This window comes from Nocardiopsis sp. NPDC006832 (assembly GCF_040635885.1).
Classification (GTDB): domain Bacteria; phylum Actinomycetota; class Actinomycetes; order Streptosporangiales; family Streptosporangiaceae; genus Nocardiopsis.
Genome location: NZ_JBEYLC010000043.1, coordinates 1 through 23,799, shown reverse-complemented (window position 1 = coordinate 23,799; position 23,799 = coordinate 1). Strand labels below are relative to the sequence as shown.

The 23,799-nt window shown below is 69.1% G+C and carries 20 protein-coding genes and 1 CRISPR repeat array; of the genes, 14 read left to right on the top strand and 6 right to left on the bottom strand.

The genetic code is table 11. The annotated features are described in order from the left end of the window. The first annotated feature begins 94 nt into the window (after positions 1-94). From ABZ717_RS19630 to ABZ717_RS19615, 4 genes are all read left to right on the top strand, one after another. The gene (locus ABZ717_RS19630) at positions 95-1,996 is read left to right on the top strand and encodes a GAF domain-containing protein (protein ID WP_358512512.1); all 1,902 of its coding nucleotides are present in this window, start codon (positions 95-97) and stop codon (positions 1,994-1,996) included. Positions 1,997-2,144: 148 nt separating this feature from the next. Continuing rightward, on the top strand, positions 2,145-3,410 hold the full coding sequence (locus ABZ717_RS19625) for a hydroxymethylglutaryl-CoA reductase, degradative (RefSeq protein WP_358512509.1): 1,266 nt from the start codon (positions 2,145-2,147) through the stop codon (positions 3,408-3,410). Between the two features lie 78 nt (positions 3,411-3,488). Beyond that, the gene (locus ABZ717_RS19620; protein WP_358512506.1) at positions 3,489-4,772 is read left to right on the top strand and encodes a CoA transferase; all 1,284 of its coding nucleotides are present in this window, start codon (positions 3,489-3,491) and stop codon (positions 4,770-4,772) included. After that, on the top strand, positions 4,772-5,590 hold the full coding sequence (locus tag ABZ717_RS19615) for a MaoC family dehydratase N-terminal domain-containing protein (RefSeq protein WP_358512503.1): 819 nt from the start codon (positions 4,772-4,774) through the stop codon (positions 5,588-5,590). The genes ABZ717_RS19620 and ABZ717_RS19615 overlap by 1 nt, the downstream gene beginning before the upstream one ends. 231 nt (positions 5,591-5,821) lie before the next feature. Here the strand turns inward: ABZ717_RS19615 and ABZ717_RS19610 are convergent, their stop codons facing one another. Further along, complete coding sequence (locus ABZ717_RS19610) at positions 5,822-7,285, bottom strand: helix-turn-helix domain-containing protein (RefSeq protein ID WP_358512500.1); 1,464 nt, start codon at positions 7,283-7,285, stop codon at positions 5,822-5,824. 117 nt (positions 7,286-7,402) lie between these two features. Here ABZ717_RS19610 and ABZ717_RS19605 point away from each other — a divergent pair, with 117 nt between their 5' ends. From ABZ717_RS19605 to ABZ717_RS19565, 9 genes are all read left to right on the top strand, one after another. Continuing rightward, entirely contained in the window at positions 7,403-8,524 is a 1,122-nt protein-coding gene (locus tag ABZ717_RS19605; RefSeq protein WP_358512497.1) for a DUF917 domain-containing protein, read from the top strand. 11 nt (positions 8,525-8,535) lie between these two features. Next, positions 8,536-10,146 carry a hydantoinase/oxoprolinase family protein gene (locus tag ABZ717_RS19600; RefSeq protein WP_358512494.1) on the top strand — a complete coding sequence of 537 codons (1,611 nt, stop codon included), beginning with the start codon at positions 8,536-8,538 and terminating at the stop codon, positions 10,144-10,146. An 80-nt stretch (positions 10,147-10,226) separates the two neighbouring features. Continuing rightward, positions 10,227-11,816, top strand: coding sequence for an ABC transporter substrate-binding protein (locus ABZ717_RS19595; protein ID WP_358512491.1), 1,590 nt, complete (start codon positions 10,227-10,229; stop codon positions 11,814-11,816). Between the two features lie 34 nt (positions 11,817-11,850). Next, positions 11,851-12,837, top strand: coding sequence for an ABC transporter permease (locus tag ABZ717_RS19590; RefSeq protein WP_358512488.1), 987 nt, complete (start codon positions 11,851-11,853; stop codon positions 12,835-12,837). Between the two features lie 2 nt (positions 12,838-12,839). Further along, positions 12,840-14,678, top strand: a complete 1,839-nt coding sequence (locus tag ABZ717_RS19585) for a dipeptide/oligopeptide/nickel ABC transporter permease/ATP-binding protein (protein WP_358512485.1) — start codon at positions 12,840-12,842, stop codon at positions 14,676-14,678. Beyond that, positions 14,675-15,460, top strand: coding sequence for an ATP-binding cassette domain-containing protein (locus ABZ717_RS19580; protein ID WP_358512482.1), 786 nt, complete (start codon positions 14,675-14,677; stop codon positions 15,458-15,460). Before ABZ717_RS19585 ends, ABZ717_RS19580 begins: the two co-directional genes overlap by 4 nt. After that, positions 15,457-16,755 carry a M20 family metallopeptidase gene (locus ABZ717_RS19575; protein WP_358512479.1) on the top strand — a complete coding sequence of 433 codons (1,299 nt, stop codon included), beginning with the start codon at positions 15,457-15,459 and terminating at the stop codon, positions 16,753-16,755. Before ABZ717_RS19580 ends, ABZ717_RS19575 begins: the two co-directional genes overlap by 4 nt. Next, positions 16,752-17,432, top strand: a complete 681-nt coding sequence (locus ABZ717_RS19570) for an FMN-binding negative transcriptional regulator (protein WP_358512476.1) — start codon at positions 16,752-16,754, stop codon at positions 17,430-17,432. The genes ABZ717_RS19575 and ABZ717_RS19570 overlap by 4 nt, the downstream gene beginning before the upstream one ends. Further along, positions 17,429-18,949 (top strand): amidohydrolase family protein, encoded by a 1,521-nt coding sequence (locus ABZ717_RS19565; protein ID WP_358512473.1) that lies wholly within the window; start codon positions 17,429-17,431, stop codon positions 18,947-18,949. Before ABZ717_RS19570 ends, ABZ717_RS19565 begins: the two co-directional genes overlap by 4 nt. Positions 18,950-19,046: 97 nt before the next feature. Here ABZ717_RS19565 and ABZ717_RS19560 read toward each other — a convergent pair whose 3' ends face one another. Continuing rightward, positions 19,047-19,658 (bottom strand): MerR family transcriptional regulator, encoded by a 612-nt coding sequence (locus ABZ717_RS19560; RefSeq protein WP_358512470.1) that lies wholly within the window; start codon positions 19,656-19,658, stop codon positions 19,047-19,049. 75 nt (positions 19,659-19,733) lie between these two features. Between ABZ717_RS19560 and ABZ717_RS19555 the strand changes: the two genes are divergently transcribed. After that, complete coding sequence (locus ABZ717_RS19555; protein WP_358512467.1) at positions 19,734-20,231, top strand: DUF4188 domain-containing protein; 498 nt, start codon at positions 19,734-19,736, stop codon at positions 20,229-20,231. A gap of 317 nt (positions 20,232-20,548) precedes the next feature. Here ABZ717_RS19555 and ABZ717_RS19550 read toward each other — a convergent pair whose 3' ends face one another. From ABZ717_RS19550 to ABZ717_RS19535, 4 genes are all read right to left on the bottom strand, one after another. Continuing rightward, on the bottom strand, positions 20,549-21,361 hold the full coding sequence (locus ABZ717_RS19550; RefSeq protein WP_358512464.1) for an SDR family oxidoreductase: 813 nt from the start codon (positions 21,359-21,361) through the stop codon (positions 20,549-20,551). A gap of 109 nt (positions 21,362-21,470) precedes the next feature. Beyond that, positions 21,471-21,941, bottom strand: coding sequence for a MarR family winged helix-turn-helix transcriptional regulator (locus ABZ717_RS19545; protein WP_087100571.1), 471 nt, complete (start codon positions 21,939-21,941; stop codon positions 21,471-21,473). Between the two features lie 278 nt (positions 21,942-22,219). Next, positions 22,220-22,797: a CRISPR direct-repeat array (repeat unit 28 nt; unit sequence CTGCTCCCCGCGCACGCGGGGATGGACC). 98 nt (positions 22,798-22,895) lie between these two features. Further along, positions 22,896-23,072, bottom strand: coding sequence for a DUF397 domain-containing protein (locus tag ABZ717_RS19540; protein ID WP_358512461.1), 177 nt, complete (start codon positions 23,070-23,072; stop codon positions 22,896-22,898). Next, positions 23,072-23,797 carry a DUF5753 domain-containing protein gene (locus ABZ717_RS19535; RefSeq protein ID WP_358512458.1) on the bottom strand — a complete coding sequence of 242 codons (726 nt, stop codon included), beginning with the start codon at positions 23,795-23,797 and terminating at the stop codon, positions 23,072-23,074. Before ABZ717_RS19535 ends, ABZ717_RS19540 begins: the two co-directional genes overlap by 1 nt. Between the last annotated feature and the right edge of the window lie 2 nt (positions 23,798-23,799).

Genomic DNA, 23,799 nt, shown 5'->3' with positions numbered 1-23,799 from the left:
CGATTTATGAGTCTTCATCCCATCCTGATGTGGCACCGCGGAGGTGTTCGTGGAGAACCCGGCACAGACCGATCGGTCTCGCGGAGAGCAGCCCTTGTCCAGGGACGAGGCCGTGTCGATGCTCGTCACCTCCATCACCGACACCCATCACGGGAACGCGGACGAGGCGTTGCGGGCCCTGTCCCACCTCGGGTTGGACGAGCCCACCGGGCGGGACCTCTCCGAGAGGATCACCAGGCACAGACGTGAACTGGCGCGCCTGCGTCGCCGGGAGCACGAGTTGGGTGCGCTGTTCTCCAGCGCCCGTGAACTCGCCGCCGAGCGGGACGGGGACGTGCTGCTGGAGAAGATCGTCGACCGCGCCCACCAGATGATGGGCAGCGACCTCACCTACCTGTCCGAATACGACCCGCGGACCCGTGAACTGTTCGTTCGCCATACGATCGGCTCCGTCTCGTCGGACTTCCAGGCGCTTCGGGTGCCCCCGGGCAAGGGGCTGGCCAGCCTCGTGGTGGAACGCGGGTCCGGGGGCTCGGTGCCCAGGTACGCGGACTTCGAGGCGGACCGCAGAGAGGCTGGGATCGACACGGCGGTGCGGGCGGAGGGCATCGTCTCCATGCTCGGCGTTCCCATGCTGGCGGACGACGAGGCCCTCGGGGTGCTCTTCGTCGCCACCCGAGAGGAACACGAGTTCACCCCCGAGGACACCGCGCTGCTGACCGCGCTGGCCGACCACGGTTCGGTGGTCCTGCAGACCGCCCGGACACTGCGCAGCCTCCAACGCGCCGAGGACGAGTCCCGTCGGGCGCTCTCGCGACTGACCGAACACATGATCCAGCGGGACAGGGCCCACAGCGTGCACCGGAAGCTGGTGGAGGCCGTCCTGACCGGCGGTGACTTCGGCACGGTGGCGACCACCCTGTCCGAGGAGCTCGCCAGGCCCGTGGCGCTGTACGACCAGGCGGGCAATCCCCTGGCCGAGGCGGGGGAGGGGTTGACCGAGGTCGACATACCCCAGGACGAGGAGATGGTCCGGGCGCTGCGCCGCAGCACCGAGTCGGGGCGCCTCGTCCAGCTCGTGGACGAGGGGCCCGTGGAGGGCGTGGTGGTGTTCGCGGCCGGGGAGCGGCACCTGGGCACGGTCCTCCTCGGCCGGGGCGGTTTCCCCCTCACCGACGTGGACGCCCGCACCGTCGAACGAGCGGCGCAGGTGTGCGCGTTGCTGCTGCTCTCACAGGAGGCCGTGGCCGAGACGGAGTACCGCGTGCACAGCGAACTCATCGCCGACCTGCTCTCGGCGGACGAGGAACGGCGCCAGGACGCCATCGCCCGGGGCAGGCAACGGGGCATGGAGACCGTGGACCTCACCTCGCTCTTGGCGCTGTCCGTCCCGACCGGGCAGCGCGGTCGCGCCGTGCGGCTCGCGGCGTCGCTGGCCCCCACACCGTCGCTGGCGGGGGAGCACCAAGGGCTCGTCGTCGTCCTGGGCAGGCCCGGGCTGGAGAGCAGGGCCGAGGAGATCCGAAGCGGGGTCGCCCAACACATCGAGGGCGGGGTGCTCGGCGTGATCCCGCCCGAGGGGGAACAGGGCGTCCAGTTCCCCCTCGTGAAGAAGACCGTGCGCCTGTTGGAGGCGCTCAGGGTCTCCGACGTCCTCGCCGAAACGAGCGACTACATCCCCTACGCGGCCATCTTCGACACCGACGCCCCCGGGATGACGCACTTCCTCCACCGGTCCCTGGGGGAGGTCAAGCGGTACGACGCCGAACGGGGAACGGAACTGCTCCGTACCCTGAGGGCCTTCGTCCACCACGGGGCCGGTCCGACCCGGACCGCGCGCGCCCTCAACTTCCACGTCAACACGATCCTCCAGCGACTGGAACGGCTGGACCGGATCCTCGGTGACGGATGGCGGGAGGACGAGAACTACTTCCGGATCTCCCTGGCGGTGCGCATGGACGAACTGCGGGAGCGATTCACCGGGGGAGCCGCATGAGGTCGGCATAGACTCTCGATACAGTGATTCGCGCTTTTCATGTATTGCAGAACCATGCTGCGCGGCACGGGGCGACCATATTCTCGCCACTGAGTGTGAGAAGGAGGCCCGGCGACCCGTCGGGCGCCGTGCGCCAGGAGGTGGATTCTTGCCCGTCAACAGTCGTATCCCAGGGCTCCGGGAACTCAGTGTTCAGGAGCGCCGTACCCGGGTCACCGAGGATTCCGGAGTGGACGCCGAGGTCTTCGAGCCCCAGGGCGGCCTCGTCTTCGAGCAGGCCGACCAGATGATCGAGAACGCCGTCGGAGTCTTCGGCGTTCCGTTGGGGATCGCGACCAACCTGACCGTCAACGGCCGCGACCACCTCGTCCCCATGGCCATCGAGGAGCCGAGCGTGGTGGCCGCGGCGTCCAACGCGGCCCGGATGGCCCGAGGACTCGGCGGGTTGAGGGCCTCCACCTCCGGTCCGGTGATGATCTCCCAGGTCCAGCTCGTGGACGTGCCCAACCCGGAGGAGGCCCGGTTCAGGATCCTGGAGGTCGAGGAGGAGATCCTCGCCCAGGCCAACGAGCAGGACCCCGTCCTGGTGGAGTTGGGCGGCGGGGCCCGCTCCGTGGAGGTCCGCATGGTCCCCACGGCCTCGGGGACCCACCTCATCGTGCACCTGATCGTGGACGTCCGCGACGCGATGGGGGCCAACGCCGTCAACACGATGGCCGAGGCGCTGGCTCCCCGCCTGGCCGAGCTCTCCGGTGGCAGGTCGCTGCTGCGCATCCTCAGCAACAAGGCCGACCGACGACTCGTGCGGGTGCGCGGTGAGTTCGACGCCGAACTGCTGGGCGGCTCCCAGGTGGTCGACGACATCGTTCTGGCCAGTGACTTCGCCTCCGCGGACCCCTACCGGGCCGCGACGCACAACAAGGGCATCATGAACGGCATCTCCGCCGTCGTGCTCGCCACCGGGAACGACACCCGCGCGGTCGAGGCCGGATGCCACTCCCACGCGGTCAGGGACGGCCGCTACACGGCGCTCTCGCGCTTCGAGAGGAACACGGCCGGGAACCTGGTGGGCACACTGGAGGTGCCCCTGGCCGTGGGTCTGGTCGGTGGCGCCACACGAGCGCACCCCACCGCCAGGGCCGCGATCAGGATCCTGGGGGTCGACTCCGCCGTGGAACTGGGCGAGGTCATCGCCGCGGTGGGGCTCGTACAGAACCTGGCCGCCTGCCGGGCCCTGGCCGCGGAGGGGATCCAGCGCGGACACATGGCCCTGCACGCCCGCACCCTCGCGGCCACCGCCGGCGCGGAGGGACAGGAGGTCTCGAAGGTGGCCGCACGACTGGTCGAGGCCGGACGCATCCGGCAGGAGTACGCGCGCGAGGTACTGGATGAGTTGCGGGGAACCTCCGCCTGACCCGTGCGGGAGACGTCCACTGAGGGCGAGCCTCGGCCCGGACCCGCACACAGCCCGACGACAGGGAGTGAGATCGCTATGAACGACACGCAGGAGATCATCCGTCAGTTGGGCGGTGGAGACGGAGCGCTCGACGGGATCGTGGTGCTGGACCTGTCGCGGGTGCTGGCCGGGCCCTACGCCGCCCAGATCCTCGCCGACATGGGAGCCACGGTCATCAAGATCGAGAATCCCAACGATCCCGACGTCTCCCGCGGTTTCCCCCCGTACCTGACCGCTTCGGGAGCCGTCGAGGGCGATGAGGGGGTCGAGGACGCCGACACGGAGGAGTTCAGCGGCTACTACGGCCAGTACAACCGGGGCAAGCTCGGCCTGACCATCGACCTCTCGGGCGAGCAGGGCAAGAAGGTCCTCAAGGACCTCGTGGCCAAGGCGGACGTGCTGCTGGAGAACTTCCGGCCAGGCACCATGGAGAAGCTCGGTGTGGGCTACGAGGTGCTCAAGGAGATCAACCCGGCGCTCGTGTACACGGCCATCTCCGGCTACGGGCACACGGGTTCCCGTAGCCGTCGACCGGCCTTCGACAGTACGGCCCAGGCGGCCGGTGGCCTGTGGTCCATGAACGGGTACCCCGGAACGGCCCCGGTCCGGGTGGGCACCACGATCGGAGACCTCTCGGCCGCGCTCTTCGCCGTCATCGGCACCCTGGCCGCGATCCGGCACGTGGAGCGTGGCGGGGTCGGGCAGAAGGTCGACATCGCCCAGGTGGACAGCATCATCGCCCTCACCGAGACGGCCGTGGTCGATTACACCGTCAACGGCAAGGTCGCCGAACCGGCCGGCAACGAGCACGCGTGGGTGCGCCCCTACGGACTCTTCGACTGCGCCGACGGCCAGGTGTTCTTCGCCGGGTACACGGACAAGCTGTGGCGGGTCACCTGCGAGTTGTTCGGTACGCCCGAGGCCGCCGAGGACCCGGAGATCGACACCATGCGCAAACGCTTCGACGAGGAGGTCTACGACAGGAAGGTCAAACCGCTGATCGACTCCTGGTTCCAGGGCCGTACCCAGGCCGAACTGGAGGAACTGGCCGGAGACGTCGTTCCGCTGACCGCGCTGCGCACCGTCGCCGGCGTCGTCGAGGACCCCGGTACGGCCGAGCGGGACATGATCGTGGAGGCCGACTACGGAGACCTGGGTCGGCTGAGGATGTTCGGTCAGCCGATCAAGCTGAGCGAGACCCCCGCCGAAACGGAGAGGACGGCCAACCGGCTCGGTGAGCACACCGACCGGGTGCTGTCCGTCGTCGCCGGTTACTCCCCGGAGGAGATCGCCGTGCTGAAGAAGAGCAGAACCGTCTGATGGGCGACGGTGAGGTGAGGCGTATCCAGCACATGGACCTCGCGCCGGCGGAGAACTACCGGGGCACCTTCGCCCCCGGGCTCCCCGGGCTTTCTCTGGGCGATCCGCTGCCCCCGGGGTGGGAGGGGCTGTACTTCCCCTTCTCCTCCACCATGGACGGGCTCCGCCCCGATGGCACGCCGAGCGACGACGTGCTGCCCGAGATCGATCTGCCACGCAGGATGTACGCCGGTGAGGACACCGTCTTCCACCGCCCGATCCGGCTGGGCGACACCGTCGAACAGCGGGTGCGGGCCGGACGCGTCACGGAGAAGAGCGGCAGGAACGGAAGGCTCGTCTTCGCCGACATCGAGCGATGGTACTTCGTGGACGGAGAACCGGCCATCGAGAGCACCTGGCACGACGTGTTCCTGGGGGAGGGCGCCCCACCGGCGCCACCGCGCGAGGTGGAGGAGGTGGGGGAGCGGTCCTACCGGCACACACCGGACTCCCGGAGCCTCTTCCGCTTCTCGGCGATCACCTTCAACACGCATCGCGTGCACTACGACCGGGACTGGGCCCGGCGGGAAGAGGGACTGGCGGACCTGCTCGTGCACGGTCCGCTCACCCGGCTGCTGATGCTGGACGCCGTCATGGGTCACGACGGGGATGGTGGAGGCCCCGGAAGGACACCCGCCCGCTACTCGTTCACCGCGACCGCACCGCTCTTCGTGGACCGCGAGATCACGTTGGGTGTGACGGATGGCAAGGACGAGGCCCGGGTGGTGGCGGTGGACGACCACGGGCACCTCGCGGCCAAGGCCACCGTCCACTGGTAGGGGGAAGGTCGAACGGCACCTGGGAAGCCCCGTGGCGGGGGTGTCCCAGGTGCCGTCGTGTCGACTCGGTTCAGGGTTCGGTCAGGTGGGCCGTCCGCTCCCGGACACGAACGAGGGCCGAGGTCGGGACCGGTGGGAAGGAGGGCCCCATCCCCGGGTACACGGGTGGTTCCGCCCGGGCATCGTCTCGGCGATGTCTCGGGCCGCGCACCGACGCGGAACGAACACCCCTCAGCGTCGCTCGGCGCTCAGGAGGCGGACCCGGCAGGCGAGTTCCACGGCGAAGCGGGTGTCGGGATCGTCGAGGTCCAGTTGAAGATCCTTCGTGATCTTGCGGATCCGGTAGCTGACCGCGTTGGGGTGCAGCTGGAGCTCCCGAGCGGCCTTCGCCGGAGAGTTCCGATGGCTCAGATAGGCCAACAGCGTCCTGACCGCCGTCTCGGTCCGGTGCGGGTCCGTGGAGTCCAACGGGTGCAACAGGTCCTCCAGCAGCTTGCGGCTGGTGGGGGAGGCGTAGAAGTCGAGTAGGACGCGTCTGAGACCGGTGACGTCGGTGACCTCGATGTGACCGATCCGGCCGGAGGCCACGGCCGTCTCGGCGGCGATCCTCGCCTCGGAGGCGGACTGTCGCAGACCGGACGCTCCCACCTGCGGGGCGCCCAACCCCACGGTCGACTCCCAGCGGCCGCCGGCCAGGATCCGGGCGTGGTCGGCGATGCCCGCCGCGACCTCGCGGAGCCTGCGCTGTTGGTCGCCCCTGCCGGGGTTCTCCGAGGAGACGATCAACGCGTCATCGCGGATGAAGGCGATGTGCCAAAGCTCGTCGCGGTGCTCGAAGAGTTCGAGCGCGTGGAGTTCGAGCGCGGACTGCAGGGCGCGCGGTGGAAGTTGGCTCGTGTCCCCGGGGTCGGTGAATTCGAGCCAGGCCACCACGTGCGATAGCTGGAGGGGGAAGCCGAGCTGATAGGCCTGGTCGGCCAGCGAGTCGACCCGGGAGGACTCGGCCACCACCAGTTGGGCGATGAGCTCGGCGGAGGTCTGCCGGGGAGCGAAGCGGCGCTGCACCTCCCTGAGCAGCACCTTGGACACCACGGAGGCGATACCGGGCAGGGCCAGGCGCGCGGCGTCGTCCCCCGCGTAGCCGTCCTGGTCGTCGAGTTCGAAGACCAGCTTGCCGCGTGGCGCCTCGCCGACGAACACGGCCGTTTCCTCCGTCCAGCCGACCTGGGGGTCCGTCCTCAGTTCGACCTTTCCGCCGAGTGCTCGTCCCGCCGCGGTGAGTACCGCCTCCACCCGGCCCTCCGAAGGTCCCTCGGCGGCCTCTCGCACCTTGTCCAGCGCGAACCGCGTCCGCGTCAGGACGTCGGAGGCCTCGCTGTTGACCATGCGGTCTATCGCCACGGCCAGGTCGGAGGCCTTCTGCCCCGGGGCCCGGAGCACCGGGATCCCCCCTCGTTCGGCCAGGTCCTGGGAGGTCAGGGCCGGGGACAGTTCCGCGGGGAAGACGAGCCCGGCCAGCTCCTGGGCGCTGGCCTGGCGGATCGCGATGTCGATCCGGTAGGCCGAGGGCGGCTCGGACACGTCGGCGATCACCAGGGTCCCGGCCGGAAGGGAGTCGATGGAACCGATGTCGGCGATCTCCACGCGCGAGATCCTGCGCCCCTCCCGCGGTCCCGCCACCGCTTCGATGCCCATTCTGGAGGATTGTCGAAGGATGTGCTCAATGCCGATGTGTGCCATCAGCCCAAATTACCCAACTTTCCTGTGCCGCGACGACATTGTCTTTGAGCGGAGTCTGTCTAGGCTCCGAATATGACAAGAAACATATCCTCCGACGATGTCGCGGCCCTGGCAGCCGGGGCGGCCATCTTCGGAACCGGCGGTGGCGGGGCCGTCACCACTTCGCAGTTCGGTGTCGCTGACGCACTGAGCAAACACGGTCCCGTCCGGCTTCGCACGGTCGAGGAACTGACCGACGACGACATGGTCATCGTGATGGCCGGCATCGGGGCCCCGACGGTGGGGATCGAGATGCTCCCCTCGGCGGAACAGCCCGAGACCCTGCTGCGCGAGGCGGAGCGGGTCGCGGGCCGCAGGATCACCGCGGTGATGGCCACGGAGATCGGCGGCACCAACGGTGTGGGCCCGGTCGGCTGGGCGGCCCAGTTGGGGCTCGACGTCCTCGACGCCGACGGCATGGGACGGGCGTTCCCCGAGGCCACGATGGTGGCCATGAACGTGGCGGGCGTGCCCCGCGACACCACCGTCCTCTCGGACGTGGTCGGGAACGTGATCGTGATGCGCACCATCGACGCCACATGGCTGGAGCGCCACGTCCGGGCCTTCTCCGTGGCCAGCGGTTCCCTGTGCCTGGGCGCCTCGCTGCTCGACGCGAGGGACGTCCCCGGAGCCGTCATCGAGGGAACGGTCAGCCGGGCCATCGAGGTCGGCCACGCCATGCTCCAAGCGCGGGAGCCGGTTCAGGCGCTCGCCCGGACCCTGCGGGCCGACGTGCTGATCAACGGGAAGATCATCGACGTCTCACGCCGCACCGAAGGCGGATTCGTCCGCGGCTCGGTGACGATCTCCGGTACCGGGACGGAGCGGGACCGGTTGCTCAGGGTGGAGTTGCAGAACGAGAACCTGGTCGTGCTGGAGGACGGAGAGATCCTGGTCAGCGTGCCCGACCTGGTCACCCTGGTGGACAGCGAGACCGGCCACGCGATCTCCACCGAACTCCTGCGCTTCGGCCAGCGGGTGTCGGTGCTGGCCTGGGCCTGCGACCCCCTCTGGCGCACCGAACGCGGACTCGACATCGCCGGGCCTCGCGCTTTCGGCTACGACATCGACTACGTGCCGTTCGAGGCGGGACACCCTCCTCGGCCCTCGACGGAGCAGAACGAAGAACCGAGCACGTCGGGAGCGAACGCGTGAAGGCCGAAATCGTGAGTACCGAACCCCGTTCCCCCGACCACGGCGACCTGTCGCTCGGAGTGGACGTGGGCGGCACCAACACCGACGCCGTCGTCCTGGACGCGTCCAACCGGGTGATCGCCCACACCAAGCAGCCGACCACGGACGACGTGACCGGCGGCATCCGCGCCGCGATCGCCGCCGTCCTGGAGACCCTGGGGGACCGACGAGGCGAGGTCGCCCGCGTCATGATGGGCACCACCCACGCGACCAACGCCATCGTGGGCCGCCGGGGGCTGGGCCGAGTGGCCGTCATCCGCCTCGGAGCACCGGCCGCCACCGGCTTCCCGCCCTTGACCGGTTGGCCCCAGGACCTGCGGGACAGTGTCCTGGCGGGCTCGGCCGTGCTGCCCGGCGGCCACATGGTGGACGGCATGCCCATCTCGCCGCTGGATCCCCGAGCCGTCAAGGACTTCCTGTCCGGTCTCGAACAACCGGTCGACGCCGTCGCCGTGTGCGGGATCTTCAGCCCGTCCTTCCCGGAACAGGAGGCGCGGGTCGGGGAGATCGTCCGCGAACACCTGGGCCAGGACACCCCCGTCTCGCTCAGCCAGGACATCGGCGCCATCGGCCTGCTCGAACGCGAGAACGCCACCGTCCTCAACGCCGCGCTCTACGGGATCGCCCGGGGGGTGGCCGACGCCCTGCTGACCGTGGTGGAGGAACAGGACCTCACCGACGCCGCCGTGTACTTCGCGCAGAACGACGGCACCCTCATGGCCCTGGACTTCGCGGCGCGCTTCCCGGTGCTGACCATCGGTTCCGGCCCGGCCAACTCCATCCGGGGGGCGGCCTTCCTCTCCGGAGCGGAGAACGCCATCGTCATCGACGTCGGCGGAACCACCAGTGACCTGGGCGTGGTCGTGGGCGGGTTCCCCCGTGAGTCGACCCTGCCCCGAGAGATCGGGGGAGTACGCACCAACTTCCGCATGCCGGACGTGCTCAGCATCGGAGTCGGCGGCGGTACCCACGTCGACACCGAGACCGGACGCGTCGGCCCGGGCTCCGTCGGCCACCGGCTGCAGACCGCCGCGCTCACCTTCGGCGGGGAGACCGCCACCCTCACGGACGCGGTCGTACACGCCGGGCACGACACGGCGATCGCCAACGAATGGAGCCTCGACGTCCCCCAAGACGTGGGCCGCGTACTGGAGGCGGCACTGGGCCGGGCCCACGAGTGGCTCCAGGAGTCCGTGGAGCGGCTCTCGCACGGAAAGCTCGACATGCCGCTGGTGGTCGTCGGCGGCGGCGCGTTCCTGGTCCCGGCCGAACTCCCCGGAGCCGGAACCGTCCTGCGGCCCGAACACGGGGACGTGGCCAACGCGGTCGGGGCCGCCATGTCCCTGGTGGGTGGCCGGGCCCAGGAGATCGGGACCTATGAGGACCGCGACGAAGCGGTCGCCAAGGCCTCACGAGCGGCCGTCGAGCGCGCCATCGAAGCGGGCGCGGACCCGCTGAGGGTGGAGGTCGTCGACATCCTCGAAACCCCCATTTCCTACAGCGCCCAACAGACCGTTCGAGTCTCGGTCAAGGCCGCGGGGCCGTTGGCCCGACTGGGGTCCAAAAACCCGACACCGGCCTGATCTCCCAGGCGGACGCCCGCTCGCACCCACCCGTCTCGTCGGAACAGCGCCTCTGGAACATTGAAGAGAAAGTGCCGATTATGCGTACCAGAAAGATCATCGGAGCCACCGCGCTGCTGAGCGCCGGAGCCCTCTGTCTCACCGCCTGCGGAGGGCCCGGGGGTGGTGAGGAGAACGCGGAGCTCGTCTCCGGGGGGACCTTCACCGCCGCGGTGACCGGGGAGGTGAACGACACCATCCCCATGACCGGGAGCCAGCCCCAGGAACGCCAGGTCGTCACCTACGCCTACGAGTCCATGGTCTACATCGACGAGGACGGCGAGTTCGAGCCCTGGCTGGCCGAGTCGTGGCAGGAGGGCGAGGACGGGGGATCGGTCACCCTGGAGCTGAAGCCGGGCGTCACCTGTCACGACGGCACGGACTTCGACGCCGAGGTGGCCGCCGCGAACCTCGAATACCACGCGAACCCGGACAACACCTCCGTGCACACCGACTCGCTCGTTCCGGTGGGCCTGGAGGCCGAGGGCGACGGACTCTCCCTGGAGGTCACCGCCCCGGGCCCGGACCCCTTCCTCCTGAGCAAGGTCGGAACCGTGGAGATGGTGTGCGCGGCGGGGATCGAGGACCCCGACAGCCTCCAAGGGGTCTCCAACGGCACCGGTCTCTACGAACTCACCGAGGCCCTTCCCGACCGTTTCCTCTACACCACACGGGAGGACTACGACTGGGGGCCGGGCGGGCTGACCTCGCAGACCGAGGGCATCCCCGACGGACTGGAGGTCCAGGTCATCACCGATGAGTCCACCCGGACCAACCTGTTGATCTCCGGGGAGCTCAACGCGGCACGGATCACCGGGGCCGACCGTGCCCGCGTCGAGGCCGCCGGATACGACTACACGGGGGTCGTCAACCCCATCGGTCAGATGCTCTTCAACGAGCGGGACGACCGTCCCACCCACGATCCACTGGTCCGCGAGGCGTTGGTGACCGGCATCGACCACGATGAGGCGGCCGAGGTCGTCAGCGGCGGCCACCCGGTCGAACTCGACTCCCTGATCACGGAGTCGCCCTTCCTCTGCGTCCCCGAGGACGGGCCGCTCTGGGACGCCCCCGGGCACGACCCGGACCGTGCCGGTGAGCTGCTCGACGAGGCGGGCTGGGAACTCGGCGACGACGGCCTGCGCCACCGCGACGGAGAGCCCTTGGAGATCGTCTTCGTCTACGACGCCGGCAGCGAGACGCACGCCCCGGCCGCCGAACTGTTGCGCGAGTACTGGCTGGAGATCGGCGTTCAGACGGACCTGCGGGCCCTGGACGGCGCCGGGTGGTCCGAACGCCTCTACGAGACCTTCGACTGGGACACCGGCTGGATCCAGATCTCCTCCGGTAACCCCACCCTCCAGGACGCCTTCTACGGAGGCGACACACCCGACGAAGGAGGCCTGAACTTCATGGCCACCGCCGGCGACGAATACGACGAGATCGCCGAGAAGACCTTCTCCGCCTCTCCGGACGAGGCCTGCGGATACTGGGAGGACGCCGAGAAGGCGCTGGTGGAGAACTTCCACACCTTCCCCGTGGCCGGAACGTTGCTGTCCACCTTCATGAACGGCGCGGTGTTCGAGGAGACCTCCTACATCCAGGCGCCCTCCATCCGGATGACCGAGTAACGCCATGGGCACCGCACCGAGAACACATCGGCCCATGGCCCCCGTGGCCGCCATCGCGCGGTTCAACGACCGGCTCTCCCCGCGCGGATCCTTCGCGATCCGCCGAAGCGGACGCCTGGTCGCCTCACTGCTGATCGTCGTGCTGGCGAGCTTCTTCGTGGTGCACCTGGTGCCGGGGGACGCGGTACGCGCCGCCCTGGGGCCCACCGCGCCGGTGGGGCTGGTGGAGAACACCAGGGCCGACCTCGGACTCGACAAACCCCTGCCCCAGCAGTTCACCGACTACGTGGGGGGTTTGTTCCGGGGCGACCTGGGGACGTCCATCCAGTCCAGGCAGGACGTCGCCGAGGTGATCACCTCGCGGTTCCCCACGACCCTCGTCCTGGCCACGCTCGGCTTCACGATGGCTCTCGTGGGGGCCCTGCCCCTGGGCATGGGGGCGGCGCTCATCGCCCGTTCCACCAAGGGCGGGTCCGCCAACCCGGTCATCTCCGGTGGGCTCGGGGTGCTCATCGCCATCCCCGACTTCCTGCTCTCGGCCATCCTCATCGCCGTGTTCAGCGTGTGGTTGGCGGTCCTTCCACCCGCGGGCTGGGGCGACCCGGGTTCCCTGGTGCTGCCGGTGCTCGGCCTGTCCCTGGGACCGATGGCGTACCTGGCCCGCATCGTCCAGGTGGAGATGATCAAGGTCCTGGACTCCACCTACATGACCACCGCGAAGGCCAAGCGACTGCCTCAGCGCATCGTCCTCTTCCGGCACGCGTTGCCGAACATCGTCACCGCGACGTTGACCGTGGGAGGCCTGCTGCTCTCCGGGCTCACCGCCGGGACCGTGATCATCGAGACGGTCTTCGCCGTCCCCGGTATGGGGACCACGCTGATCTCGGCCGTGCAGACCAAGGACTATCCGATGATCCAAGGGGTCGTGCTCGTCTTCGCCCTGATGGTCCTGGGAGTGAACCTCCTGGTGGACCTCATCCTGATCACCGTCGATCCGCGCACCTCGATCTCGGAGGGATGAGCATGAAGAGATTTGTCGGCCCGGCGGGTCTGACCGCGATCCTGGGCACCGCCGTCCTCGTGGTGATCGCCTTCGCCGGCCCCGGAATCTGGGGGGAGGCCGCCACGGCGCGGTCGGTGCCCGACCGGTGGACGCCCGCCGGGGCGGAGTTCCTCTTCGGCACCGACGACCTGGGGCGCGACATCTTCGCCCGGGTCATGGTGGCCACCCGGATGTCGTTGCTGCTCACACTGGGGGCCACCGCCATCGGCGTCACCGGCGGTGTGATCGTCGGCCTGACCGCGAGCATCCTGCCGAAGTACCCCAGACGAATCCTCATCTGGCTCATGGACATGCTGCTGGCCTTCCCCTGGCTGCTGCTGGTCCTGTTCTTCACCGTCATCTGGGGCGCCACGGCCACCGGGGCGATGCTCGCCATCGGCCTGGCCGGGATCCCCAACCTGACCAGGCTCGTCTACAACCTGGCCTCCTCGGTCTCCGGACAGGACTACGTGCGTGCGGCCAGGGTGGTCGGGGTGGGGCCCCTCGGGGTCCTCTTCCGGCACATCCTGCCCAACATCGCCAACCCCTTGCTGGTGCAGGTGTCCGCGTCCGCGAGCGTCACGCTTCTCTCCTTCGCCGGATTGTCCTTCCTGGGGCTGGGCGTACAGGCCCCCGCCTACGACTGGGGGCGGCTGATCAACGAGGGCATCGGGCACATCTACACCAACCCCATGGCCGCCATCGGTCCCGGCGTCGCCATCGTCTTCGCCGGACTCGTCTTCACCATGATCGCCGAGGCGCTCGCCGACCGCCCCGGGAAGGGGCTGCGCGGTGTGGCGGCGGCCGGCCGGGCGTCCTTGTTCCCCGGTGGAGCGGGGAGGAAGGCCCGATCCGACGACGACGCCGTCGCCCCGCCGGTGGGCGGGGTCGACCCGGGCGGCGATGGGACCGCGCTGGCGCAGGTCACCGACCTGAGCGTCTCCTTCCCCGACGGCGAGGGCGGATTCGTGGAACGCGTCCGTGGTGTGAACCTGTCCGTGAGACCCGGAGAGATCGTCGGCATCGTGGGCGAGTCCGGCTCCGGGAAGTCCCTGACCGCGATGGCCCTGGCCGGATTGTCGGACGACAGGGCGATCGTGAAGGCGCGCACCCGCCGCTTCGACGACATCGACCTGGGCACGCCGCTCTCACGAAAGGAGGGCAAACGCCTGGGAACGGAACTGGGCATCGTCTTCCAGGACCCGTTGACCTCGCTGAACCCCGCCCTGAGGATCGGGCGCCAACTGACCGAGGTCTCGCGGACCCACCTCGGCATGAGCCGTGAGGAGGCCCGACAGCGGGCGGAGTCGGGACTCGACGCCGTCGGTATCGCCGAACCGCGCCGGCGGTTGAAGGACTACCCGCACGAGTTCTCCGGAGGTATGCGCCAACGCGCCATGATCGGCATGGCGCTCACCGCCGACCCTCGGCTGATCATCGCGGACGAACCCACGACCGCCCTGGACGTCACCGTGCAAAAGCAGGTGCTCGACGTGCTGCACCGGGCCCAGCGGGCCACCGACACCGCCATCGTCCTCATCTCCCACGACGTCGCCCTGGTCTCGGGGTTCTGTGACCGGGTGGTGGTGATGAAGGACGGTGAGGTGGTCGAGAACCTCGACGCCCGACGTATTCGCGAGGAGGCGAGGCACCCCTACACCCGAGGGCTCATCGCCTGCCTTCCCGACATGCGTTCCGACCGCACCCGGCCCCTGCCGGTGATCGACGACCGAGCGGGCCCGGGAGAACAGGACGCCGGGACACCGGAGGTGGGCGCGGTGTCCGGCGCCGTCAGAGCAGGAGAGGAGAGTCCGCTGTGACGGCTCTCGCGTTGGAGAATCTGAGCATCCGCTACGGAACACGGCCCGTGGTCATGGACGTGTCGTTGAGTCTGGCGCCCGGGCGCACCATCGGACTGGTGGGCGAGTCGGGCTCGGGGAAGTCATCGATCGCCAACGCCGTCGTGGGCCTGGCCCCCATCAGCGGGGGAGACGTCCTGGTCGACGGGGTCAGCGCGGTCGGACGGGGCAGGCGCGCCCGGCAGGCCCGCCGCGCCGTCCAACTGATCTTCCAGGACCCGTACTCCGCCCTCGATCCCCGGATGTCCGTCGGCGATTCGATCGCCGAGGCCACCCTGGCCACGGGGCGCAAGTGGACTCGCGCGCAGCGGCACCACCGCGTACGCGAGCTGCTGGAGCGGGTGTGCATCCATCCGGACCGCGCCGGTGACCCGCCCGGCGCGTTCTCCGGAGGCCAGCGCCAGCGCATCACCATCGCACGGGCCCTGGCGGGGGAACCACGGGTGCTGATCGCGGACGAGGTGACATCGGCCCTGGACGTCTCCGTGCAGGGCACCGTGTTGAACCTCCTGCGCGAACTCCAACAGGACCTGGGACTGTCGATCCTCTTCATCTCGCACAACCTGGCCGTGGTCCGCTACATGAGCGACGAGATCCACGTCATGCGCGGCGGGGTCATCGTCGAGTCCGGCCCCACCGAACCGCTACTGGACGATCCCGAGGACCCCTACACCCGGCAGCTCCTCAGCGCTGTCCCGGTACTGGGCGAACGTATGACCTTCGAGGAGCACGTGACACCATGACCCATCACCCCGCACCGGAGAACACCGGCGGCCCCGAATCGGCGGTGACGAGGAACCCCTTCGCCCCCGCCGCCGAGACACTCCTGCCCGAACTGCGCATGCTGCGCCGGAGCCTGCACTCCCGACCGGAGGTGGGCCTGCGCCTGCCCGAGACACAAAGGGCCGTGCTCGACGCCCTGGAAGGGCTGGACCTGGAGATCGTCACCGGCACGTCCCTGAGTTCGGTCGTCGCCGTCCTGCGCGGAGGCGCCGCCGGTGACGCCGGGGGGCCGGTGGTGCTGCTACGCGGCGACATGGACGCGCTCCCCGTCGAGGAGGCGACGGGACTGGACTTCGCCGCCACCAACGGGGCCATGCACGCCTGCGGGCACGACCTGCACGTGGCCGGGCTGGTCGGCGCGGTCAAACTGCTCCACGAACGCCGGGACGAGCTGCCCGGAACGGTGATCTTCATGTTCCAGCCCGGGGAGGAGGGCTTCGGCGGCGGCAGGATCATGATCGACGAGGGAGTCCTCGACGCCGCCGGCGAACGACCGGTCGCGGCCTACGCGATCCACGTGGACGCCAAGACCCCCTACGGGCGCTTCGTCACCAGGAGCGGACCGATCATGGCCGGGGTCAGCGCCCTGCGCGTCCGTATCGAGGGCACCGGCGGCCACGCGGCCGTCCCCCACCTGGCCGTGGACCCGGTTCCGGTCGCCGCCCAGGCGATCCTGGCGGTCCAGAGCTTCGCCGCGCGCCGTATCCCGGCCGGCGACCCGGCGGTGATCACCATCGGCCCCCTCGCCAGCGATTCGAGCGCGGGCAACGTGCTGGCCCGATCGGTGAGCATGGAGGCCAACATGCGCCACTTCTCCGAGGGGACGCTCGCGCTGCTGCGCGACGAACTCCCGGAGCTCCTTCGAGGCCTGGCCAAGGCCCACGGCTGTGCGGCCACGGTCGAGTTCGTCCCGTCCTACCCGGCCACGGTGAACGACGCCCACGAGACCGAGGCCGTCGTCGCCAGGCTGTCGGAGGTCCACGGACCCGAGCGCGTGGTGACGTTGGCGGAACCGGCCATGGCGTCGGAGGACTTCTCCTACGTGCTCCAGAGGGTTCCCGGAGCGCTGGTCTTCCTCGGAGCGCTGCCCGAGGACGTGCCGCCCCAGGAGGCCGCGCCGATGCACTCGGAAGGGGCGCGGTTCGACGACGGGGTGCTCGGTCTTCAGGCCGCCACCCTCGCCGACCTGGCCTGGAACGGACTCGAAAGGGCCTGGGCCCCGAGCCCGGCGAACGAGGCGGGGGCGAGCCGATGAGGGACAACCGCGACTACGCGCTCGACGACACGGACACGATCAAGGACCTCATCCGGGAGAACCCCTGGTGCACCTTCGTGTCCTCGGTGCCCGACCACGGGATCGTGGCCTCGCACTACCCGGTGCTGCTGGACGAGGAGGCCGAGGGCATCGTCCTGCTCAGCCACGTGGGGCGGCCCGACGAGACCAAGCATCGGCTCGGACACCACGAGATGCTCGCCATCGTCCAGGGACCGCACGGGTACGTCTCGCCGTCCTGGTACGGCTACCGCCCCAACGTCCCCACCTGGAACTTCGCCGTCGCCCACCTGCACGGAGTCCCGGAGATCCTCGGCGATGAGGAGAATCTGCGGGTGCTGGACCGCCTCGTCGCCCATTTCGAACAGGTTCTGCCGGACCCGCACCTGCTGCACGCCACCGCCGAGAACAGCGAGTACGCACACCGGATCGTCACCGGGACGGTGGGGTTTCGCCTACGGGTGGACCGCGTCGAGGCGAAGGAGAAGATGAACCAGGACAAATCCGAGGAATCCATCAACAAGATCATCGGCCACCTGGTCGAGCCGGGGCCCTACAACAACCCGGCGTTGGCCGCCCGGATGGCACGGGTCAACGGTATGGAACATCCCCAGGGGCGGCCCGCGGGCGCGTCCGACGACGCGAGGACACGGCGATGACGAAGGGCGCGAACATGACACGAGGCGAACACAGGACGTTGGTCAACGCGTCCATCCCCGGACACGAGGGCACCTATGACATCCGGCTGAATCGCGGCGAGATCGAAGCGGTCCTCCCGGCGACCTCCGGTGTCCGTCACGGCACGGAGACCACCGACGTGGAGGGCCGTTTCGTGATGCCCGGCATGTGGGACCACCACGTGCACTTCGCACAGTGGACGGTCCAACGGCGCCGTCTCGACCTGTCCGGAACGGCCAGCGCCGCCCAGTGCCTGGACCGTGTGCGGCGGGCGGTCGCGACGGCTCGCGCCTCGCGTTCGGCGGACCCCGCGCCGATCGTCGGCTACGGGTTCCAGGACGGCACGTGGCCGGACAATCCCTCGTTGGAGGCGTTGAACGAGGTCGCGCCCGAGATCCCCGTCGTGTTGGTCAGCAAGGATCTGCACTGCGCCTGGCTGAACACCGCCGCGGCCCGGCTGCTCACGCTGGCCCCGGAGGAGCCGACCGGCCTGGTCCGGGAGGGTGAGTGGTTCGGGGCACTGGACCGGCTCCAGTCCCCGGCCGACCTGTCCACCGACGACTACCGCGAAGCCGCCCGAGCCGCGGCCCGCCGCGGCGTGGTCGGGATCGTGGAGTTCGAGAACACGGACAACCTCAGGCTCTGGCCCGAACGGGTGGCACGGGGCGTCGACTCACTGCGGGTGGAGGTGTCGGTATGGCCCCAACGGTTGGAGGACGCGATCACCCGGGGTGTGCGGACCGGGGAACCCCTCGACCCACGAGGGCTCATCACCATGGGCCCGCTCAAGGTCGTGGTCGACGGTTCCCTGAACACCCGGACCGCGTGGTGTTGGGACCCCTACCCCGGCATGGACGGCGCCCACCCCCACGCCTGCGGGATGGAGAGCGTTCCGTTGGACACCCTGCGCGAACTGATGGCCAGGGCCAAGGGAGCGGGTATCGCCGCGGCGATCCACGCCATCGGTGACCGCGCGAACACGGGGGTGTTGGACGCCTTCGAGGAGCTCGCGATGACCGGGGCCGTCGAACACGCCCAGCTGGTCCGGGAGCAGGACTTCGCCCGCTTCGGCGAGTTGGGCCTGATCGCGAGCGTGCAGCCCGAACACGCCATGGACGACAGGGACGTGGCCGACCTGCACTGGCCCGGCCGCACCGCGCGCGCCTTCGCCATCGCGTCGTTGCAGCGTGCGGGCGCGACGCTCCGGCTGGGGTCCGACGCCCCCGTTTCTCCGCTGGACCCTTGGATCGCGATCTCCGCGGCCGTCTCGCGCAGCCGCGAGGGCCGGGAGCCATGGCATCCGGAGCAGCGGATCAGCGTCGAGTCGGCTCTGGCCGCGAGCACCAGGGGACGGACCGGCGTCGTGGCGGGCGAACCCGCGGACCTGGTGGTGGTGGAGCGGGATCCCCTGTCGTGCTCCACGGAGGAGTTGCGGACGATGCCGGTGGCGGCGACCCTGCTGGGGGGCGGGTTCACCTGGTCGACGTTGACGCACTGAGGGCCCCGGGCCCGAACCTCATGGGCCCTACGCGGCGCGACCCTCGCGGCGTAGGGCCCCTGGGCCGTTCTGGCGCGGCACCGGGCCTCCGGACCGGTCAGGTGTCGGAGGGGAAGCGCTCGACGGCGGCGATCTGTTCGGCCATGCGGCGCAGCGCGAGAAGGAGCGGTTCGGCCAGGGTCGTGCCCAGTACCACGTACCGGACCGCCTCCTCGGGGGTGTCGACCGGAACGCCGGCGATCTCGGCCCTCGCGATGGTCCGCACGCCCTCCAGGTAGGCGGTCATGACGTCCGGGGGGATCACGAAGCCGGCCCTGTCCAGGGAATCGAGCGCTCGTGCGACATCCGTGAGGCGCTCGGGTTCGCAGGCCCCGGGTCGGAAGCCGAGACGTTCGGCGAGTCGTCGGGCATCGGCGAGCGGGATCCCATCGTCCCCCCGCGGAGCGACCGCCGCGTGCGCGGCGCCGAGCAGGTCGGCCACCTCGTGCGGTGGCTCGTCGAGGGTGGCGAGCACCTTGCGTACGCCGGCCACGCTCACCCCGGCGTCGACCAACGCACGGATCACCCTGAGCCGACGGATGTGCGCGTCCCCGTAGCGGGCCTGGGTCGCCGATGTCCGCACGCCCTGGGGCAGCAGCCCTTCCCGCAGGTAGTACTTGATCGTGGGGACGGGCACGCCGGCCTCGGCGGACAACTCTGCCATGCGCATGCTGAAACCTCCTTGCCTTGGATAGTCGCACAAGCTAATTTAGATAGTGAAACTATCCAATGATCGGAGGGGATCATGGCGAAGATCGTGTCGGGTCGCGTGACTCATCGGCATGACGGGGAACTGGTGGTCTTCCACATCGGCATGACGCTCAACCGGTGGTGGCGCCCCGACCTCTGGTTCCCGGTCCTGCGGGCCATGCGGCCGATGCTGGCCGAGCTCTCCGAGGACCCGGATTCGGGCCTGCTCGGCTACGAGCTGCTGTTCAACGGCAAGGGACCGTACGTCGTGCAGTACTGGTCCTCGATCGACAGGCTCTACGACTACGCCTCCGCGGGTTCGCTGAGCCACCGCCCGGCGTGGACGAGGTTCAACGCGATGGTGAGGAAGCACCCCGACGCCGTCGGGATCTGGCACGAGACCTTCATCGTCGAACGGGCCGAGAGCATGTACGTCGGAACGCCGGCCATGGGACTGCCCGGGGCGACGACGATCCTGCCGGTGGAGAAGCGACACCACCGTGCCCGCGCGCGCCTTGTCGACGGTGCCCTCACCCTGCCCGAGGACGGATAGCAGGGGCCGGGGGACGCGTGGGGGAGGGGGCGCGTGTGGGGGAACATGGGTGGGCCCACCGGTGCGGCCGGCGCCGACGGGTACACCCCCTCAGACCGGCCGCGCCACGTGAGGAAGGCGCGTCATGGTCTCGGCTCCGCTGATTCGAGCCCGGCCCCTCTCTTGGGCCGACCGTCGAAACCACCGGGCCGGCCCGAGGGAAGCACCCGCCTTCTCGGCTCAGGGACTCTCCCCACCAGAGGTTCCCCTCACGACCATCCGTCGACGAGGCACACCGTTTTTCGAGGTCGGTCGTGGTGGTCCTTCCCGGAGATGACCTAGACGAGGTCGACGACCTCGTGCAGGTGCAGCCGCCGGTTGAACGCACCGGCCACCCGCACGGCGACGGTGCGCGGCAGCAGGCGTGAAGCCCAGGTCATGGCCCTGAAGACGCTCCGGCCCGGGTAGGACACCGCGCGCCGCCGGGCGTAGTCGTCGAGGATGCCGGCCGCGACGGAGACCGGTGCGTCGGCGGTCGGGGGGATCGTCATGGAGGTGCCGTCGAAGAAACCGGTCGCGATCGCGCCGGGATGCGCGGCCATGACGTGGACACCGGTACCGCGCAGTTCCTCGGCCAGCGATTCGCTGAAGGAGAGCACGAACGCCTTGCTCGCGGCGTATCCGGCCTGGTAGGGCATGGGTTGGAAGGCCGCGGTGGAGGACACGTTGATGATGCCGCCGGAGCCGTGGGCGACCAGTTCGGCGCCGATCGCGTGGGTGAGGGTGAGCAGGCCGCCGATATTGACGTCGACGGAACGCAGCTGCGGTTCGAGCGGGCGGTCCAGGAACGGGCCCGCACTGCCGATACCGGCGTTGTTGACCAGCAGGTCCACGCTCAGGCCGCGTTGGTGCAGTTCTCGTAGGACCTGTTTCGGCCCCTGCGGTGCGGCGAGGTCGGCGACGATCACCTCGGTGTCGGCTCCGCCGTGCTGTTCGCTGATCTGCGCGGCGAGTTCCCGCAGCCGATCCGCCGAGCGGGCCAGCAGGACCGGTCGAGCGCCCCGCCGGGCCAGCTCCAGCGCGAGCTCCCGCCCCAGCCCCTTCGACGCGCCGGTGACGAGTGCGGTGATGCCGCGATAGCCGTCTCGCACGGAATCCTCCAGTGGTTCGAGTGTCGAAGCACTGACGCTAGCATGATGCTTCGATACTCGAAATACTTTTCGGGTGTGGATATGGCGGCACCGACTCGCGGGGAGTGGGTCACCGGGTGCTGTCGACCGTGGTCAGGGGATCGTCCTCGGCAGGAGAGGCCTTGGCGCGTGTGAGGGCGCCCTCCAGGATGGACGACACCGCTGTTCGCTCCTCGGTGGTCAGATGCCGCAAGGGGGAGGTGGCGAGCGCGACGTCCATCAGGGTCGCGCGTGTGCGCGCACCCTTCTCGGTGAGCACGGCCGCGCGTTGGCGCCGGTCCTTTGTGGCCCGCACGCGCTCGACCATGCCGCGGGCGACGAGTTGGTCGATGAGGAAGGTGAGGTTGGGGGCGTTGCAGTAGAGCCGACCCGCCAGAGCCTTCATGGTCGGCGGTTCCTGTTTCGGGTCGATCTCCAGCAGGAGCGAGGCCGTCGAGGAGGTGATTTCCAGGTCCGCGAAGGTGGCGGCCATGCGGTCACTGGTCAGCAGGAACAGCTCGTGGTTGGCCCGCACCGCACGTGCGAGGAGTCCGTCGTCCATGGCCGGAATTCTAGCGTTCGGTTTGAGCCTCGAAATAAACCATGCGATGCTTCGAGTTTTGAACTAAAATTCCGGAAGGCTCGTGGATGCCTGGATCCCTTTGCCTCGCTATCGTTGAGCGGGTGTAGGAGGTGTTTCCTTTGGTCGATCGCTGGCCGCAGGGGCACTTGCTTGAGTGGCTCGCTTGTGAGTTTTGTCCGGAAAGTGGATCAATGTCCAACTCTCAACTAGTTGCAGATTCGAGCCTGTTCTCCGGGTGAAGCTGCAGGTCAGCGAGACTGCTCCCCGCGCACGCGGGGATGGACCGAAATGCGCCGGAAGACCCGTCACCGACGCGACCTGCTCCCCGCGCACGCGGGGATGGACCCAAGGGGCGGTCTCGGCGGCCGTGCACGGCCTGCTGCTCCCCGCGCACGCGGGGATGGACCCGGGAACCAGCGTGCCTCAAGCGCATCGTCGCCCTGCTCCCCGCGCACGCGGGGATGGACCCGCGCCGGCGAACCCCGCGACGACTGGGGTGCTCTGCTCCCCGCGCACGCGGGGATGGACCCCGCTGCAACCGTCCTAGCGCGGTACTCAGAGTCTGCTCCCCGCGCACGCGGGGATGGACCCCAGAGGCCGTAAGAGGCCCGGGCGCACGGCCCCTGCTCCCCGCGCACGCGGGGATGGACCCAGCCCGGCCAGCAGGCCAAGAGCCAGGAGGAACTGCTCCCCGCGCACGCGGGGATGGACCCACGGCTACGAGGTCCCGGGTTTGGAGATCGGACTGCTCCCCGCGCACGCGGGGATGGACCCCAATTCGACACATGGCAGCCGCCGTCGGTCAGCCGCTCCCCGCACGCGCGGGGATTGAACCCTGAACGGCATGTGGCTTGGCTATGAGAATGCTGGTCAGTAGCCTGAAACATGATCGGTCCCCGCCACTACGACTGGCGGGGACCGATTCTGTTCGGCTTAGTTCGCGCGCAGACTGCTCACGAACGCAGCCCACTCCTGGGCCTTGAAACCCAAGTATCCAGCCTCACGGTTCTGTGTGTCTCGGACATCCGTGTCCCTGCCACAGCCGCGTGCCTCCACGCAGTTGCCACCCTCACCGTTGCTGTAGCTGGACTTCTTCCAACCTGCGGTCATCATGAGAGTTTGCCTCGAATCTCTTCCATCCGTGAACGCGATGCCGGTACTGGCAAAGCGAAACTTCGCAGGTCAGCGAAGATCCGCTCGTAGCTGGCCACGATCTCGGGTTCCCTGAGGGTCATGCCCGTCTTATGGCCCTCGACATAGGCGAAGGGGCTGCTGTCGGGGGCAGTGCTCAGCCTAAACGACCCTCCCAAGCCCGCATGATCCTCGGTCTCCTCAGGGACGATCTGGATGGTGATACGGGGGCGATAACTCAACGACAGCAGATGGTCGATCTGAGCGGGCATCACTTCTGACTTGGAGAATCGACGGAGGAGCACAGACTCATCCAAGAGAACGATCAGCATCGGCGGATGGTCTCGCTCTAGAACCTGCTGTCGATACAGTCGTGCTTGTACAATCTGTTCGATCTGTTCGGGTGGTATGTACGGAGATGCGAGTTCACTGATGGTTCGAGCGTATTGCTCGACTTGCACAAGACCAGGCACAAGCCCGAGGGCGTACTCGCGAATCTCGACAGCGATCTGTTCGTCTTCGGCGACTTCACGGAAGTACCCGATCATGCCTGTCGGGGAGAATGCTGCGTCCCAGGCGCTGAGCAGCGCACCGTGAGCGATAAGCGCATTATCGATCCGCTCTACTTGATCCCTCCGTGTCCCTTTTCTCCCTCCTTCAAGCTCGCTGACGGTGCTTTGCGCGATTACGGCAGCCTTCGCCAGCT

Coding starts and splice junctions, on each gene's coding strand:
- ABZ717_RS19585 (WP_358512485.1), top strand. CDS start 12,840: ATGAAGAGATTTGTCGGCCCGGCGGGTCTGACCGCGATCCTGGGCACC.
- ABZ717_RS19595 (WP_358512491.1), top strand. CDS start 10,227: ATGCGTACCAGAAAGATCATCGGAGCCACCGCGCTGCTGAGCGCCGGA.
- ABZ717_RS19555 (WP_358512467.1), top strand. CDS start 19,734: ATGGCGAAGATCGTGTCGGGTCGCGTGACTCATCGGCATGACGGGGAA.
- ABZ717_RS19620 (WP_358512506.1), top strand. CDS start 3,489: ATGAACGACACGCAGGAGATCATCCGTCAGTTGGGCGGTGGAGACGGA.
- ABZ717_RS19540 (WP_358512461.1), bottom strand. CDS start 23,072: ATGACCGCAGGTTGGAAGAAGTCCAGCTACAGCAACGGTGAGGGTGGC.
- ABZ717_RS19545 (WP_087100571.1), bottom strand. CDS start 21,941: ATGGACGACGGACTCCTCGCACGTGCGGTGCGGGCCAACCACGAGCTG.
- ABZ717_RS19615 (WP_358512503.1), top strand. CDS start 4,772: ATGGGCGACGGTGAGGTGAGGCGTATCCAGCACATGGACCTCGCGCCG.
- ABZ717_RS19565 (WP_358512473.1), top strand. CDS start 17,429: ATGACGAAGGGCGCGAACATGACACGAGGCGAACACAGGACGTTGGTC.
- ABZ717_RS19610 (WP_358512500.1), bottom strand. CDS start 7,285: ATGGGCATCGAAGCGGTGGCGGGACCGCGGGAGGGGCGCAGGATCTCG.
- ABZ717_RS19560 (WP_358512470.1), bottom strand. CDS start 19,658: ATGCGCATGGCAGAGTTGTCCGCCGAGGCCGGCGTGCCCGTCCCCACG.
- ABZ717_RS19575 (WP_358512479.1), top strand. CDS start 15,457: ATGACCCATCACCCCGCACCGGAGAACACCGGCGGCCCCGAATCGGCG.
- ABZ717_RS19570 (WP_358512476.1), top strand. CDS start 16,752: ATGAGGGACAACCGCGACTACGCGCTCGACGACACGGACACGATCAAG.
- ABZ717_RS19605 (WP_358512497.1), top strand. CDS start 7,403: ATGACAAGAAACATATCCTCCGACGATGTCGCGGCCCTGGCAGCCGGG.
- ABZ717_RS19590 (WP_358512488.1), top strand. CDS start 11,851: ATGGCCCCCGTGGCCGCCATCGCGCGGTTCAACGACCGGCTCTCCCCG.